The sequence below is a fragment of the Massilia yuzhufengensis genome (assembly GCF_900112225.1).
Lineage (GTDB): Bacteria > Pseudomonadota > Gammaproteobacteria > Burkholderiales > Burkholderiaceae_D > Telluria > Telluria yuzhufengensis.
This window is the reverse complement of record NZ_FOLD01000003.1, coordinates 86522-102503: the sequence shown is the minus strand read 5'-3', so window position 1 is coordinate 102503 and position 15982 is coordinate 86522. Positions and strand designations below refer to the sequence as shown.

Genomic DNA, 15982 nt, shown 5'->3' with positions numbered 1-15982 from the left:
TTATGATGACGCAGCAGGATCGTCCCACTTATCTCGAAAGGATGCCCATGACCGAACAACTCACCGTGGCCACGCCCGATGGCGGCTTCGCCTGCCACGTCGCCCGCCCCACCACCCCAGGACCTCACCCCGTCGTCATCGTGCTGCAGGAAATCTTCGGCGTGAACGATGGCATCCGCAGCATCGCCGCCGACTGGGCGGCCAAGGGCTATATCGCCGTCTGCCCCGACCTGTTCTGGCGCATCGAGCCCGGGGTCTACCTGTCGGAAGCGAAGGAAGGCGACTGGACCAAGGCCTTTGCCCTGTACCAGGCCTATGACCGCGACAAGGGCGTCGAGGACATTGCCCTGACGATCAACGCGGCGCGCGGCTTGCAGGACGCCAACGGCAAGGTCGGCGTCACCGGCTATTGCCTGGGCGGCTTGATGACCTACCTGAGCGCTGCCCGCACCGACGCCGACGCCTTCGCCGCCTACTACGGCGGCGGCACCGACGGCTACCTCGAGGAAGCCGAGAATATCGGCGCGCCCCTGCTCTATCACCTGGCCGAAGAAGACGAGTTCATCAGCAAGGATGCACAGGCGAAGATCCGCGCCGCGCTCGAGGGCAAGGACAAGGTCGAGCTGTACTCCTATCCCGGCTGCAACCATGCGTTCGCGCGTCCGGGCGGCAATCATTACGACGATGCGGCCGCCAAGCTCGCCGCCGGCCGCACCGAAGCTTTCTTCGCGCGCACCCTGCGCTAGGATTACGCACCGCCTCTGATCCACGACAGTCCGGCACCTTCCCGCCAGGCCTACTGTATCGCTTGCTACCACCCGCCGCGTCCGCTACGGACCGGCGGCCTAGCTTCCGATAGGGAAAGGAGTTTGCCATGGCAAGATTCGGCGTCGAAGCAATCCGCTACTTCAGTCATGCACGCGCCGCAGGCGTGAGCACCGCTGGAGACCTCACCTACACCTTCAACCGAAGTAACGGGTTCGATGCGAAGCTGCGCGGATCCGGCCACACCCGCGCCTTCTACTGGGCCAATACCGACTGCTGGGAAACCGACATCCGCGACACCGACCAGGGCGGCGACGACCGCAACTGGGTCGACGACGTCGACCTGTTCTGGCTCGAGACCCACGGCGGCCACGAAGCGGACGGCCGCGCGCGCATGCTCTACGACACCGCCCAGACCGAATGGCGCACCTGGTCCAACCGCTGGCAGCTGGGCGAGGACTGGAACAGCGAATGGGTGATGGCCTATTCCTGCGACACCGTGAATCGCGACCGCGTCGCCGGACTGTGGAACATCTTTGCGCGCCTGCACATCTACTGCGGCGCCTGGGACACCATGTGGGACGGCATCACCACCGACGAATGCGGCGAGGACGTGGCCGACAACCTGACGGACGGCGATACCGTGCATGCGGCCTGGCACAACGGCGTGTCCGACTGGTGGGTGGACAACCATCCGATCACGGTCTGCGTGGGCGACGCCGCCACCTGGAACGGCGGGAACATCCAGTGGAACCGCTCCTACCTGAACCGCGACCACCTGTGGGGACACGGCAACGTGGACGCGGACCTGGCGCCGGCCCAGCAGGCCTGCATCCTGTGGTACTGGACGGAGGGTTGAATCATGAACGAACAAGCCTTGATCGACAGCCTGGTGGCCTCCTGCCCGAACGGACTGCCCGGCCGCGCCGACGTGCTGGTGCTGCGCCAGTTCACCCAGGACGACGTGCGGGCGCGCGCGACGCGCTTCATCTCGCTGCTGCGCGAGACGGACGCCTGCTCGCGCGACCACGCCAGCTTTAGCACCCGCGACGACCGCAGCGTGGTGCAGCTCCCCGGCGGCGCCCGCGCCGTCATCTACCACGCCTCCGGCGCGCTGCAGTTCAGTGCCGGTATCGCACCGCTGGAAGCGCCTTTCGCCCGCGTCGAGGAACGCGAGGTACTTACCCGCCTCGTCACCGAGGCTGCCGCGCGCCTGAAAGTGAGCGAATGGGCGGGCGACGGCGGCGCCCTCGCCTTCGAGCGCCTGTGGCTGTCGAAAGCCCAAGGGGCGGACCCGAACGGGCGGGTGGCCGAGCCAGTGCTGTTCCGCGCCACCGGCGCCTGGCGCCACGCGATCGACGGCGTGCCGGTGCTGGGCGCGGCCTCGGTGGCCGTCACGCTGGCGGGAGAGAACCAGCTCGATGCGCTGCAGGTCAGGATCCGCCCCGGTATCGCGGAAACGCTCGACAGCGCCATCGTCACCTCGCCTGAAGCCGGCGCGCAGCAGATCGCGCGCAACCTCCTGAGCGTGCTGGGCAACGCCAAGGAAAGGCTGCCGGCCGACGCCGTGCAGGTCGATGCACTGCGCTTCGGCTACCTGGACCTGGGCAAGCGCAAGGCCCAGCGCGTGCTGGCGCCGGTCTACGTGGCGCAGGTACAGGTCAGGCACCGGCTCGAGAGCCAAGGCTATGTGTTCGCCGTGCCGGCCACCGAGCGCGCCTACCAGGAGCTGCCGCTGTTCGGGACCAGCCAGGTAGCGGCGCGGTCACGCGCGACGGCGGGGAAAGCCTGTCACGATAACCTGCGGTAACCGTTAGGCCGTTAGCCGAAAAACCGTCGTACCGGCGAAGGCCGGTACCTAATGTCGTTGCGTACCCACTGAGTTCAAACGCAGTCACTACGCACGCAAACTTGGGCACCGGCCTTCGCCGGTGCGACGGATTCACTGCTAGTGGGCCACGCTCAGGCTTTCGCGCACCACCACCAGCAACTGCCTGATCTCCGGTAAACAAGACCCGCAATTCCCCCCCGCCCGTACGCAGGCCGTCACCCCCGCCGCATCCGTCAAGCCATGCTCGGCGATCGCCTTGCAGATCGTATTGCGCCCCACGCCAAAGCACGAGCACACGGTCGGCCCCGGATCCGCTCCCTGCGCCGGCGCGCGCCCCGCGAGCAGGGTCGCGCGGTCCTTCACCGAGAGCACGCCTTCCGCAAACAGGCTGCCCAGCCAGGCCCGCGACGGCAGGTCCGGCCGGCGCGCCATGAACAAACACGCCTGCAAACGCCCATCGACCAGCAGGGCGCAGCGCAGCATGCCTTCGGTCTTGTCCTCGTATTCGATCCACTCGGATTCTTCGGTGGCGCGCAGCAGCGCCCTGGCACGCTCGGGCGTCACCGCTTCGCGCCCGGCCAGTTCGTAGCGCACGAAGCCGGCGCCGCAGACGCGCGTCCAGTTGGCCACCGCCTCCAGGTCCAGCTCGTCGCGGCTGAGCACGAAGCCGTGCCAGGCCACGCCGAAGGGTTCCACCCGCACCGGCGTGTGCTTGAATTCGGGCTCGCCCGAGACCGGATCGACTTCCGGGTTGACCACCGCCCCGACCCGCGCATCCGACGCGGTCTGGCCGTTCCAGTGGATCGGCACGAAGGCCGCGCCGCGCGCGATGCCGCCGCTGTGCGCCACCCGCGCCACCACGGCGCCCCAGCGGCTGGAGACGCGGGCCAGCTCCCCTTCCTTCACGCCGGCCAGCAGCGCGTCGTGCGGGTGCAGGTCGACGAAGGGCTCGGGCGAGTGCCCGGCCAGGCGCGGCGACTTGCCGGTGCGCGTCATGGTGTGCCACTGGTCGCGCAGTCGACCGGTGTTGAGCGCCAGCGGGAATTCGCCGCCGGTCTTGTGCACCGGAGCGCGCGGCGCGGTCGTCACAAAGCGCGCCTTGCCGCCGGGGTGGGAAAAGCGGCCATCGCCAAACAGGCGCGGCGTGCCTTCGCGGCCCCGCAGCACGGGCCATTGCACGGGCTCAAGCGCATCGTAGGCTTCGCGCCCCATGCCCACCAGGCCATCGAGGCGGAACGCCCGCGCCAGTTCGGCCTCGCTGCTCTTCCAGGCCGACAGGCGGGCGTGCTCGTCGAAGATCTCGTGCGCGCCTTCGTAGTCGAAGCCCTGGAAACCCATGCGCTGGGCGACCTGGCAGATCGCCTCCCAGTCGGCGCGCGCCTCACCGGGCGAAGGCAGGAAGCCGCGCTGGCGCGAGATGCAGCGTTCCGAATTGGTGACCGTGCCGTCCTTCTCGCCCCAGCCCAGCGCCGGCAGCAGCACGTGGCCAAACGCGGCGGTGTCGGTGGCGCCGCTCACGTCCGACACGACCACCAGCTCGCAGCGCGCCAGCGCGCGTTTCACCTGGTCGGCGTCCGGCAGGCTGACCACCGGGTTGGTGGCCATGATCCACACCGCCTTGACCGTGCCTGCCTCGATGGCGCGGAACAGGTCGACCGCCTTCAGGCCCGGCTTGTCGGCGATGCGCGGCGCATCCCAGAAGCCGCGCACGGCTTCGCGATGCGCGGGCTGGTCGAGCTCGAGGTGGGCCGCCAGCATATTGGCCAGGCCGCCCACTTCGCGGCCTCCCATTGCGTTCGGCTGCCCGGTCAGCGAGAACGGCCCCATGCCCGGCTGGCCGATGCGTCCCGTGAGCAGGTGGCAGTTGATGATGCTGTTGACCTTGTCCGTGCCGGCGGACGACTGGTTCACGCCCTGGGAGAAGGCGGTAACCACCTTGCCGGTGGCGGCAAAGGCTTCATAGAATTCGAGGAGCTTGCGTGGGTCGATGCCGCAGGTACGCGCGACAACATCGATGTCGGCGCAGCCGTCCGCCTCCAGTAGCGCCGCGTCGAGGCCGGCCGTGTGGGCGGCCACGAAGGCTTCATTGGCCGCCCCATGGCGTGCCAGGTAACTCAGCAGGCCATTGAACAGCCAGACGTCGGTGCCGGCCTTGACCGGCAGGTGCAGGTCGGCCAGTTCGCAGGTGGCGGTGCGGCGCGGGTCGATGGCGACGATGCGCAAGGAGGGCCGCAGTTCCTTGGCACGGGTGATGCGCTGGAACAGCGTCGGGTGGCACCAGGCCGTGTTGGAGCCGACCAGCACGATCATGTCGGCCAGCTCGAAGTCCTCATAGCAGCCTGGCACCAGGTCTTCGCCGAAGGCGCGCTTGTGGCCGGCCACGCTTGATGACATGCACAGGCGCGAGTTGGTGTCGATGTTGGCGCTGCCGACGTAGCCCTTCATGAACTTGTTGGCGACGTAGTAATCCTCGGTCAGCAGCTGGCCGGAGACATACATGGCCACCGCATCGGGCCCGTGTTCGGCGATGATGGCGGCGAAGCGCGACGCGACGGTGCCGATCGCCTCGTCCCAGCCGGCATCGCGCAGGTGGCCGCCCTCGCGGATGGCGGGCCGCAACAGGCGTCCGTCCAGGCCAAGCGTCTCGCCCAGCGCCGAACCCTTGACGCACAGGCGGCCGCGGCTCGCCATGTGGTCCGGGTCGCCCTCGATCAGGGCGCCGTCGGCCATCGGGGTCGCCTTGACGCCGCAGCCGACGCCGCAATACGGACAGGTGGTGCGCACGGCGGCGGCGATGGGGATGATCGAAGCCCCCATCACGCGGCCTCGCACAATGCCGGCCCGAACAGCAGGCGGTCGCGGATGGCCGAGATATCGGTGCCGCGCTGGATCAGGTCGAAATACCAGGGGCCGTCCGACACGTCGCCGTACAGCACGGCGCCGGTGATGCGGCCATCGGCGAGCACCAGGCGCTTGTACACGCCCGCATGGCGGTCGCGCAGCACCAGGTCTTCGCTGCCGGCCAGGCCCACGATGTCGCCGGCCGAGTACAGGTCGATGCCGGTCACTTTCAGCTTGGTGGCGGTGGCCTGCTGCACGTAGCGGCGGTGCCCGAGCCCGGCCAGGTGGGCCGCGCACACGCGCGCCTGGTCCCAGATCGGCGCCACCAGGCCGAAGGTGGCCTTGCGGTGCTGCACGCATTCGCCCACCGCGTACACGCGCGGATCATAGGTCTGCAGGGTGTCGTCGACCACGATGGCGCGCTCCACATGCAGGCCCGCTTCGCGCGCCAGCCCCACGTTGGGGCGCACGCCGGCCGCCATCACCACCAGGTCGGCCGCCACTTCCAGGCCGTCGGTGAAGCGCACCCGCTCCACCCGCTCCGCGCCCAGGATGGCTTCGGTCTGGACGCCGAGCAGGATGCGCAGGCCGCGCCGTTCCAGCGCCGCTTTCAGCAGCAGCGCCGCCGGCGGGTCGAGCTGCTGGTTCATCAGGCTGCTCGTCAGGTGCACCACCGTGACGTCCATGCCCTGGCGCAGCAGGCCGTTGGCCGCTTCCAGGCCGAGCAGGCCGCCACCGATCACGACCGCGCTGCCGCCGCAGCGCGCCGCCGCCAACATGACGTCGACGTCGTCGAGGTCGCGAAAGCCCACCACGCCCGCGAGCTGGGCGCCCGGCACCGGCACGATGAAGGGGGTGGAGCCGGTGGCCAGCAGCAGCCGGTCGTAGGCCACTTCCAGCCCGGCGCGCGAACGCACCAGGCGCCGGGTGCGGTCGATCGCCACCACCGGGTCGCCCGCATGCAGGGTAATGCCGTTATCTTCATACCAGGCGCGGGTATGCAGCACGATGTCGTCGGCCTGCTTGTCGCCGGCCAGCACCGGCGAGAGCAGGATGCGGTTGTAGTTCACGCGCGGTTCAAGGCCGAACACGGTGATGTCGTACATGCCGGGATCGAGCTTGAGCAGCTCTTCCACGGTGCGCATGCCGGCCATGCCGTTGCCGACCACGACCAGCTGCTGCTTTACGGAGCGATCCATACCTTTCCTCCTTCCACACGGGCCGGATAGCTTGCCACCGAGTGCTGCGGCGCTTCCAGGCATTCGCCGCTACCGAGGTCGAAATGCTGCTTGTAGATGGGCGAGGCCACCACGATGCGCTCGCCAATGCTGCCGACCAGGCCGCGCGAGAGCACGGCCGCTTGCGCATTCGGGTCGAAGTTATCGATGGCGAATACGCGCGGCTCCTCGGCGCCGATGCGGAACACGGCCACCTGGCGCCCGTTCAGCAGCGCGCAGACGCCGGTGTCGGGCACGATCTCGTCGATGCCGCAGACGGCGATCCAGTTGTCCAATTGAAGGTCTCGGTGCATGGCGTTCTCCAGGGGTAGGTGGTTCAGGCCGCGCTGGCGGCGATCGGGATCACGCGCGGGCGGCGTTCTTCCAGCCGGGCCGGGCGGATCTGCCCGCGCTCGGGCACGAAGACCACGTTGTCGTCCTTCGCTTCGCTGTTGACGAAGTGGCGGAAGCGCTGGCGCACCGCCGGATTGGTGACGGCTTCCTTCCATTCGCAGGCATAGGTGTCGACCACGTGCTGCATCTGCGCTTCGAGTTCGTCGCCGATTCCCAGCTTGTCGTCGATGACGACCTGCTTCAGGTAATCGAGCCCGCCCTCGAGGTTGTCGCGCCAGACGCTGGTGCGCTGCAGGCGGCCGGCGGTGCGCACGTAGAACATCAGGAAGCGGTCAATCAGCTTGACCACGGTGGCGTCGTCCAGGCCTGAGGCGATCAGTTCGGCGTGGCGCGGCTTCATGCCGCCGTTGCCGCACACGTAGAGGTTCCAGCCTTTTTCGGTGGCGATCAGGCCGACGTCCTTGCCCTGGGCCTCGGCGCATTCGCGGGTGCAGCCGGAGACGCCGAACTTGATCTTGTGCGGCGCGCGCAGGCCCTTGTAGCGGTTTTCCAGCGCGATCGCGAAGGCCAGGCTGTCGCCCACGCCATAGCGGCACCAGGTCGAGCCAACGCAGGACTTCACGGTGCGCAGCGACTTGCCGTAGGCGTGGCCCGATTCGAAACCGGCCGCGATCAGCTCTTCCCAGATATTCGGCAGCTGCTCCATGCGCGCACCGAACAGGTCGACGCGGGCCCCGCCCGTGATCTTGGTATACAGGCCGTACTTCTTGGCCACCTGCCCCACCGCGATCAGGCCGTCGGCCGTCACTTCGCCGCCGGGCATGCGCGGCACCACCGAGTAGGTGCCGTCCTTCTGGATGTTGCCCAGGAAGTAGTCGTTCGAGTCCTGCAGGCTGGCGTGTTCGGGTTTCAGCACGAAGTCGTTCCATGCCGACGCCAAAATGTTGGCCGCCACCGGCTTGCAGATGTCGCAGCCCAGGCCCTTGCCGTGGCGCGCGATCAGTTCGCCGAAACTCTTGATGCCTTCGACCCGCACGATGTGGTAGAGCTCCTGGCGCGAGCAGGCGAAGTGTTCGCACAGGTGGTCGTTCACCGCCACGCCCAGGCGGGTCAGCTCGGCGTTCATCACCTGGGTCACCAGGGGCACGCAGCCGCCGCAGGCGGTGCCGGCCGTGGTGCAGCTCTTCAGCGCGCCCACCGTTCCGGCGCCACCGGCCACCGCCTCGCACAGCGCGCCTTTCGACACGTCGTTGCAGGAGCAGATCTGGGCGCTGGCCGGCAGCGCGTCGACGCCCAGCATCGGGCGCACCGCGCTCTCGCCTTGCGGCAGGATCAGGAATTCCGGCGCTGCCGGCAGTTCCAGCTTGTTGAGCATCATCTGCAGCAGCGTGCCGTAACTCGAGGCGTCGCCGACCAGCACCGCGCCGGTGAGGTACTTGCCGCATTCGGACACGACGATCTTGCGGTATTCCTGCTTGCGCTCGTCCAGGAACTGGTAGCTGCGCGAACCAGGCAGCGCGCCATGCGCGTCGCCGATGCTGGCCACGTCCACGCCCATCAGTTTGAGCTTGGTGCTCATGTCGGCGCCGGTGAAGGCGGCCTCGCTGTTCAGGATGTGCTTGGCTGCCGTGCGCGCCATGTCGTAGCCCGGCGCCACCAGGCCAAACAGCTGGCCGCCCCAACAAGCGCATTCGCCCACCGCGTAGATGTGCGGGTCGGAGGTGAGGCACTTGTCGTCGATGGCGATGCCGCCGCGCGCGCCAAGGGCCAGGCCGGTGCCACGCGCCAGTTCGTCGCGCGGGCGGATGCCGGCCGAGAACACGATCATGTCGGCTTCCAGGAAGCTGCCGTCGGCGAACTGCATGCGGTGGGTGGCGGCCTCGCCGTCGACGATGGCCAGCGTGTTCTTTTGCGTGTGCACCTGCACGCCCAGTTCTTCGATCTTGTTGCGCAGCACGCGCGCGCCCGGCTCATCGACCTGCACCGCCATCAGGCGTGGCGCGAACTCCACCACGTGGGTCTGCAGGCCGAGGTCGCGCAGCGCCTTGGCGCACTCGAGGCCCAGCAGGCCGCCGCCGATCACGACGCCGGTGCGCGAGCGTGCCCCGCACTCGGCCATCTTCTCCAGGTCTTCGATGGTGCGGTAGACGAAGCAGTCCTGGCGATCCGCGCCCGGCACCGGCGGCACGAACGGGTAGGAGCCGGTGGCCAGCACCAGCTTGTCGTAGGCGAGCTTGCCGCCATCGGCCAGCGTGACCGTGCGCGCGGCGCGGTCGATCCCGGCCACGCGAGCGTTCAGGCGCAGGTCGAGCTTGTCGCGCTCGAAGAAGCCCGGCGCGACCAGCGACAGGTCGTCCGCGCTTTTCCCGGCGAAGAACTCCGACAGGTGGACCCGGTCATAGGCCGGCCGCGGTTCCTCGCCCAGGATCGTGACGCGGACATCCGGATTCCCGCTCGCTGCCAGGGTTTCGACAAATTTATGGCCCACCATTCCGTGGCCGACGACGACGATATGCATGATTGACTCCTTAAGCTGCAGAGACGGCCGGCGTTGCAGCCGCCGATGTCAGGGTGAAACGGGCGGCGATGGCGCACAGGCTGGCGACCAGCACCAGGCCACTGAGGATGCTCAGGGTCTGGGCGATGTCGCCGGTGCCTTTCATCAGGAAGCCGGCCGCCACCGCGCCGACGTTGCCGCCGGCGCCGACGATGCCGGCCACGCCGCCCAGGGCTTTCGGCGCCACGAAGGGCACCAGCGCGTAGGTGGCGCCGCAGGCCATGTGGGTGAACAGGCCGAAGCACAGCATCGCGATCACGGCATAGACCACGCCGTCCGCGTTGGCGAACCACAGCAGACCCAGGCCCTCGCCGATCATCAGCACGAACAGCACGGTGACGCGGCTGTTCAGGCTCCCCTTGTGTGCTGCGCGGTCCGACACCCAGCCGCCCAGGGCCCGGGCGAACAGCGCCAGCAGGCCGAAGCTGGCCGCGGCCAGGCCGGCGCTGCCCAGCGACAGGCCGAAGTGGTCGACGTAGTACACGGCCGCGATGTTATGGATGAAGATCTCGATGCCGAAGCAGGCGCCGTAGGTGACGAACAGCAGCCAGGCGCGGTGGTTGCGGCAGGCTTCGCGAAAGCTCGCCAGGCCGCCCTTGCTGCCTTCCGGCAGCAGGCCCGCCTTGCGCAGGTCCGAGAAATTCCCGGCCGGGCAGTCCTGGGTATAGCGCCAGTAGACGAAGGCCATGACGATCATCGCCACGCCCGGCACCACCAGCGCCAGGCGCCAGCCAAGGCTTTGCGAGACGCCCAGCATCGTCAAGGCGGTCAGCATCAGCGGCATCAGGGCCTGGGCCGCGCCGCCGCCGCTGTTGCCCCAGCCGGCTGCGGCCGCGTTGGCGGTGCCGACCACCTTGGGGCCGAACATGACCGAGGTGTGGTACTGGGTGATCACGAAGCTGGCGCCGACTGCGCCGATCCCGAGGCGGAACAGCAGGAAGCTTTCGTAGCTCTGCGACAGGGCCACGCCCAGCACCGGGATGGAACCGAGCAGCAGCAGGCCGGTATAGGCCATGCGCGGGCCGTAGCGGTCGCACAGGGGACCGATCAGCAAGCGCACGAAGATCGTGATGGCGACTGCCGCTATATTGATATTGGCGACCTGCTCCATCGAGAGCCCGAACTCGCCCTTGATCACCGGCATGAGCGGGGCGCAGGCGAACCAGGCGAAGAAACAGATGAAGAAGGCTACCCAGGTGAGGTGGAAGGCGCGCATCGGCGCCGTAGTGAACGAGAAGAGCTTGATGCTGTCTGCTTTGCTGGCCATGATTCTTCCTTAAGCAAAAACAAAACGGCGCCCGCATTCCAGCATGGTGCTGGAGCTGCGGACGCCGTTGTCCTTTGTTGCCGGTCCCTCGTTAGACCGACGAAATGAAGAGGATCGCCCTTGATCCTGTACCAGGGTAAATGCAAGACGCGTGCCACAGTGGCCGCAGGGGGAAACACACTGCGCCTGGTCCTGGCCGCGCTACATTGCGGTGCAACATGCCCACAAATGATGCGTTTATCCGCACCGTCTCAATCAGTGCGCATAAAGGAGGCGGCGTAGCCGGCCGGGTCGCTGCCGTCCCACACGCGCCCGCCCAGCAGCGTGGAACTGCGCAGCGGCGCATCGGGCAGGTCGACGCCGGCCATGGCGGCGGCGTCGCGATACAGGTCGAGCCGGTTGACTTCCTGGGCGATCGCGCGGTAGGACGGGTCGCTGCGCAGCAGGCCCCAGCGGCGCTGCTGGGTCAGGAACCACATGCCGTCGGACAGCCACGGGAAGGTGGCTTCGCCGCCGCCAAAGAAGCGCAGCCCATTGTGGCCGCGCGCGCCGTCGCCTGCGCCGCAGCGGCGGCCGGCCAGGCAGTACTGCAGCAGTTCCCGGTCGGCGTTGACGTAGGCGGGACTGGCCAGCACCTCGGCCGCGGCTTCGCGATTGGTGCGCGAAGAATCCAGCCAGCGCGCCGTGTCCAGCAGCGCCGCGATCATGGCGCGGCAGGTATGCGGGTTGGCCGCGGCGAAGGCGGCGCTGGCGCCCAGTACCTTGCCCGGATGGTTCGGCCAGATGGTCTGGCTCGACACGGCCAGCGCGCCGGCGCCTTCGCGCACCGCGCGCTGGCCCCAGGGTTCGCCCGCGCAGAAGCCGTCCATGTGGCCCGCGGCCAGGCTGGACACCATCTGCCCCGGCGGCACGGTGACGACATTGCAGTCCTCGAAAGGGTCGAGCCCCGCCGCCGCCAGCCAGTAATACAGGAACATCGCGTGGTTCCCGGTCGGGAAGGTGTGCCCGAAGGTGGGACGGCGCTTGTCGGCGCGCAGCAGCGCCGCCAGCGCGGCGCCGTCTTGCGCCTTGCCGGCCAGGGCCCGGGACAGTGTGATGCCCTGCCCGTTCTGGTTCAGGTTCATCAGCACCGCCATCTGGTGCGCCGGGGTGCCGATCCCCATCTGCAGGCCGTACAGCAGGCCAACCAGGACGTGGCCGGCGTCGATGCCGCCGCCCACCAGGCGGTCGCGCGTGCCGGTCCAGGACAGCTCGCGGCTCAGTTCAAAGCGGATGCCGTATTTTTCGTCGAAGCCCAGTACCGAGGCCATCACCACCGGGGCGCAGTCGGCCACCGGCATGAAGCCAATGCGCACGGTCGTTTTCTCCGGTCGGTCCGAGCCGGCGATCCACGCACCGCTGCTTTCCATGCCTGCCATATTGCTCCTTCGGGTACTCACTTGCATACGCGTCTGCCGGCATCAGCCGAGCAGGTCTTCCACATCGACCAGGCGCTGGGCGATCTCGGCCAGCTTCATGTTCTTGTTCATCGCCATGCTGCGCAGGCGCTGGTAGGCCTGGTCTTCGGTGAGGCGGTAGCGCTCCATCAGCAGGCCCTTGGCGCGGTCGACGATCTTGCGCTCGGCCAGCTTCTGGCGCGTGCCCTGCAGTTCGTCGAGCAGTTTCTGTTCGCGCCGGAAGCGCGCCAGCGCCACGTCCAGCACCGGCTTGACCCGTTCGGCGTGCAGGCCGGCCACGATGTACGCCGAGACCCCGGCGTCGATCGCCGCATCCATGCTGGCCTGGGCGTCGTCTTCGGTGAACAGCACGATCGGTCGGCGCTCGTCGCGGGTCGCGATCACGATGTGCTCGAGGATGTCGCGCGCGTCCGATTCGCTGTCGACGATGATCATGTCCGGCTGCAGTTGCAGGATCCGCTCCGGCAGGAACACGTCGGCCGGTAGCGAAGCGACCAGGTCGTAGCCCGACTCCAGCAGCCCGATCCGCAGCGCGGCGCTGCGGCGCGCCTGTTCCGCGAACGCGGCATCGCCTTCCGTCCCGCCCCCCGCGCCGGGGTGGGTGACGGGATTGACGACAACGATGCGCAAGGGGACGGAGGCAGGGCCGGGTGATTTCATGCCGTACTGTCATGCAAGAATTGAACCACCCTGCTGAGGGCGCGCTTGCCCTCGCCCCTTTCATTCACCGTGGCAACAATGAGACATTCGCGGCGTAAATATCTGCGATCACCTTTCTCTGTTAATTATTCACAGAACGCATCGATGGAATCACCAATCTAAAGTTTTCTTATGGCTCGAGCGTCTCTATACTGCAACGCAACATCACAGTATTCACAGGAGATCCACCATGGCCATCACCACCCGCCGCCTTTTCGCTTCCGCCGCCGCAGCCGTGCGCAGCTTCTCGATCGACCTCTACGCCGCCCATGGCGGCTGGGCGCCGGTCGTCCGGGGCTGAGCATGAATCTTTCCGAATCGCTCACCGTCGCGATCGTGCTGGGCGGCCTCGCCGTCCGCGTCGCGCTGACGCTGCGCGTCCACCGGAAGGCGCCCGCAGGCGCGTCTGACACTGCGCCGCAACAGCTGGTGTGACAGGCCGGGAACGGCCGTACGTACGTACGCCATCCCTGCCGCATGCTGTGGACACCCTGTCCGCATCGCTTTCCCCGGGCTTGAAATGCTGAGCTAAAATGCAATTCGCATTTTTGGCAAGTCATCTTCTTTCATCCGGTACCCATACATACGATGCGTTCACCAGCACTCACGTTCTTCGCAGCCGCCCTGTTCGCGCTGCCCGCGGCGGCTTCCACGCCGATCACCCTCGACCAGGCCATGGCCCACCCCGACTGGATCGGCACCCCGGCGGAAACCGCCTGGTGGAGCTGGGACAGCAAGGCGGTGTTCTACAAACAGAAGCGCACCGGTTCGCCGATCCGCGACACCTGGCAGGTGGCCCAGGGCGGCAAGCCGAAACTGGTGAACGACGCCGAGCTGGCGAAAATCGACGGCATGGACGTGGCCTACAACCCGTCCCAGACCCGGGTCCTGATGCTGCGTAACGGCGACCTGTTCGAACGCGACCTCAAGTCCGGCGCGCTGCTGCAGATCACGCGCGGCGCCACCCGGCTGGAGGCGCCGCAGTATTCGAGCGACGAGCGCAGCGTGCACTACCGCATCGGCACCGACTGGTACAGCTGGGAGCGCGCCACGAAAGTGGTGGGCCCGGTCGCGCTGCCGCGCGCGGCCAAGGATCCGGCCGTGAACGAGGCCGATCCGCTGCGCGACCAGCAGCTGCGCCTGATCGCCACCCTCAAGCGCCAGAAGGACGAGCGCGACGCCCTGCGCGAGCGCATGAACGAACAGCGCCGCAGCGACCCGTCGCTGCCGCCTGCCCCGATCTACTTCGGCGACAAGGTCAGCATCGAAAGCAGTGCGCTGTCGCCGGACGGCCGCTGGCTGGTGGTCGTCCTTGAAGCCAAGGGCGCCGACAAGGGCCGCGTCGGGAAGATGCCGCGCTACGTCACCGAATCGGGCTACGAGGAATTCGACGACCAGCGCACCCGCGTCGGCCGCAACCTGCCGCCGGCCCATGCACTGAAGCTGGTCGACCTGCGCACCAACAAGGTGCAGGACCTGTCCTTCGACGTGCTGCCGGGCGTGACCACCGACCCGCTGGCCGAGCTGCGCGCCGCCGCCAAGAAAGACCCGTTGAAGGGCAACCGCGCGGTGCGCGTGATCGACGGCGCCGACGCCATCGAATGGAGCGCCAACGGCGCCAACGTGGCCATCATGCTGCGCTCGGTCGACAACAAGGACCGCTGGATCGCCACCGTCGACTTCGCGGCAGCCAAACTCAAGCCGCTGCACCGCCTCACGGACGGCGCCTGGGTCAACTACGACAACAATGAATTCGGCTGGCTGCCGGACAACCGCACGCTGTGGTACCTGTCGGAAGAAAGCGGCTACTCGCACCTGTACACCCAGGACGCCGGCGGCGGCGCGGCCCGTTCCCTCACCTCCGGCAAGTGGGAAGCCTCGGACGTGCGCTGGTCGCACGACGGCGCCATCGCCTGGGTGATGTGCAACCGCGCGACCCCGGGCGACTACGAAGTGTGCGCCGTCAACGCCAAGGATGGCGCGATCCGCGAAGTGACGAACCTGGACGGCGTCGAGCGCTTCCGCCTGTCGCCGGACGAGCGCAAGCTGCTGGTGCACTACTCCGCCAGTTACACCCCGGTGCAGCTGGCCACGGTGGATGCCAAAGGCGGCGCTGCATCGAAGCTGACCGACACCCGCAGCCCTGAATTCAAGGCGCGCGAGTGGATCGAGCCGCAGTACGTGGCGGTGCCCTCGAGCGATGGCGGCGACCCGGTCTGGGCCAAGCTGTATCGCCCGGCCCAGCTCGACCCTGCGAAGAAGTATCCGGTGGTGATGTTCGTGCACGGCGCCGGCTACCTGCAGAACGTGTCGAAGCGCTACCCGAACTACTTCCGCGAGCAGATGTTCCACAACCTGCTGGTCCAGAAGGGCTACATCGTGCTCGACATGGACTACCGCGCCTCGAAAGGCTACGGCGCCAAGTGGCGCAGCGCGATCTACCGCCAGATGGGCCACCCGGAACTGGTCGACTACATCGACGGCGTGAACTACATGGTGGCCAAGCACCAGGGCGATGCGAAGAACGTCGGCGTATATGGCGGCAGCTACGGCGGCTTCATGACCTTCATGGCCCTGATGCGCGCACCGGAAACCTTCAAGTCGGGCGCCGCGCTGCGTCCGGTGACCGACTGGGTGACCTATAACCACGAGTACACCGCCAACATCCTCAACACGCCGGACATCGATCCGCAGGCCTACAAGATCTCGTCGCCGATCGAGTACGCCGACAAGCTGCAGGGCCACCTCCTGATCGCGCACGGCATGATCGACGATAACGTGTTCTACCAGGACTCGGTACGCATGGCCCAGCGCCTGATCGAACTGAAGAAAGACAACTGGGAACTGGCCAGCTACCCGCTGGAACGCCACGCCTACGTGCAGCCGGAAGCCTGGTACGACCAGTACCGCCGCATCTACCAGCTGTTCGAGCGCACGCTCAAGCAGTAACGCGGTATGATTGGACGAAAGGCGCTTGCGGGCGCCTTTTTTTAT

General features: G+C 67.6%; 12 protein-coding genes. 5 read left to right on the top strand and 7 right to left on the bottom strand.

Annotated features, from left to right (window positions below; all coding sequences use genetic code 11):
* Nucleotides 1-47 precede the first annotated feature (47 nt).
* From BM031_RS03985 to BM031_RS03975, 3 genes are all read left to right on the top strand, one after another.
* On the top strand, nt 48-746 hold the full coding sequence (locus BM031_RS03985; RefSeq protein WP_091871458.1) for a dienelactone hydrolase family protein: 699 nt from the start codon (nt 48-50) through the stop codon (nt 744-746).
* A 128-nt stretch (nt 747-874) separates the two neighbouring features.
* A complete protein-coding gene (locus BM031_RS03980; RefSeq protein WP_091871456.1) occupies nt 875-1624 on the top strand; it encodes a DUF6345 domain-containing protein in 750 nt (249 codons plus the stop codon).
* 3 nt (nt 1625-1627) lie between these two features.
* Nucleotides 1628-2575, top strand: a complete 948-nt coding sequence (locus BM031_RS03975; protein ID WP_091871453.1) for a hypothetical protein — start codon at nt 1628-1630, stop codon at nt 2573-2575.
* Nucleotides 2576-2713: 138 nt separating this feature from the next.
* Here the strand turns inward: BM031_RS03975 and BM031_RS03970 are convergent, their stop codons facing one another.
* The 7 genes from BM031_RS03970 to BM031_RS03940 all read right to left on the bottom strand — a co-directional run bounded on the left by BM031_RS03970 (nt 2714) and on the right by BM031_RS03940 (nt 12949).
* Nucleotides 2714-5413: a nitrate reductase gene (locus BM031_RS03970; RefSeq protein WP_091871451.1), complete on the bottom strand. Its 2700-nt coding sequence runs from the start codon at nt 5411-5413 to the stop codon at nt 2714-2716.
* Entirely contained in the window at nt 5413-6636 is a 1224-nt protein-coding gene (locus BM031_RS03965) for an NAD(P)/FAD-dependent oxidoreductase (RefSeq protein ID WP_091871448.1), read from the bottom strand. The genes BM031_RS03970 and BM031_RS03965 overlap by 1 nt, the downstream gene beginning before the upstream one ends.
* Nucleotides 6621-6968, bottom strand: a complete 348-nt coding sequence (gene nirD / locus BM031_RS03960; protein WP_091871445.1) for a nitrite reductase small subunit NirD — start codon at nt 6966-6968, stop codon at nt 6621-6623. The genes BM031_RS03965 and nirD overlap by 16 nt, the downstream gene beginning before the upstream one ends.
* Nucleotides 6969-6991: 23 nt before the next feature.
* On the bottom strand, nt 6992-9526 hold the full coding sequence (gene nirB / locus BM031_RS03955) for a nitrite reductase large subunit NirB (RefSeq protein WP_091871442.1): 2535 nt from the start codon (nt 9524-9526) through the stop codon (nt 6992-6994).
* A gap of 10 nt (nt 9527-9536) precedes the next feature.
* Nucleotides 9537-10832, bottom strand: a complete 1296-nt coding sequence (locus BM031_RS03950; RefSeq protein ID WP_091871439.1) for an MFS transporter — start codon at nt 10830-10832, stop codon at nt 9537-9539.
* Nucleotides 10833-11083: 251 nt separating this feature from the next.
* The gene (locus tag BM031_RS03945; RefSeq protein WP_229408517.1) at nt 11084-12250 is read right to left on the bottom strand and encodes a CmpA/NrtA family ABC transporter substrate-binding protein; all 1167 of its coding nucleotides are present in this window, start codon (nt 12248-12250) and stop codon (nt 11084-11086) included.
* Between the two features lie 42 nt (nt 12251-12292).
* Complete coding sequence (locus BM031_RS03940; protein ID WP_091871434.1) at nt 12293-12949, bottom strand: ANTAR domain-containing response regulator; 657 nt, start codon at nt 12947-12949, stop codon at nt 12293-12295.
* Nucleotides 12950-13291: 342 nt separating this feature from the next.
* Here BM031_RS03940 and BM031_RS26185 point away from each other — a divergent pair, with 342 nt between their 5' ends.
* The gene (locus BM031_RS26185) at nt 13292-13423 is read left to right on the top strand and encodes a hypothetical protein (protein ID WP_267873305.1); all 132 of its coding nucleotides are present in this window, start codon (nt 13292-13294) and stop codon (nt 13421-13423) included.
* 153 nt (nt 13424-13576) lie between these two features.
* Complete coding sequence (locus tag BM031_RS03935; RefSeq protein WP_091871431.1) at nt 13577-15937, top strand: S9 family peptidase; 2361 nt, start codon at nt 13577-13579, stop codon at nt 15935-15937.
* The last annotated feature ends 45 nt before the right edge of the window (nt 15938-15982 follow it).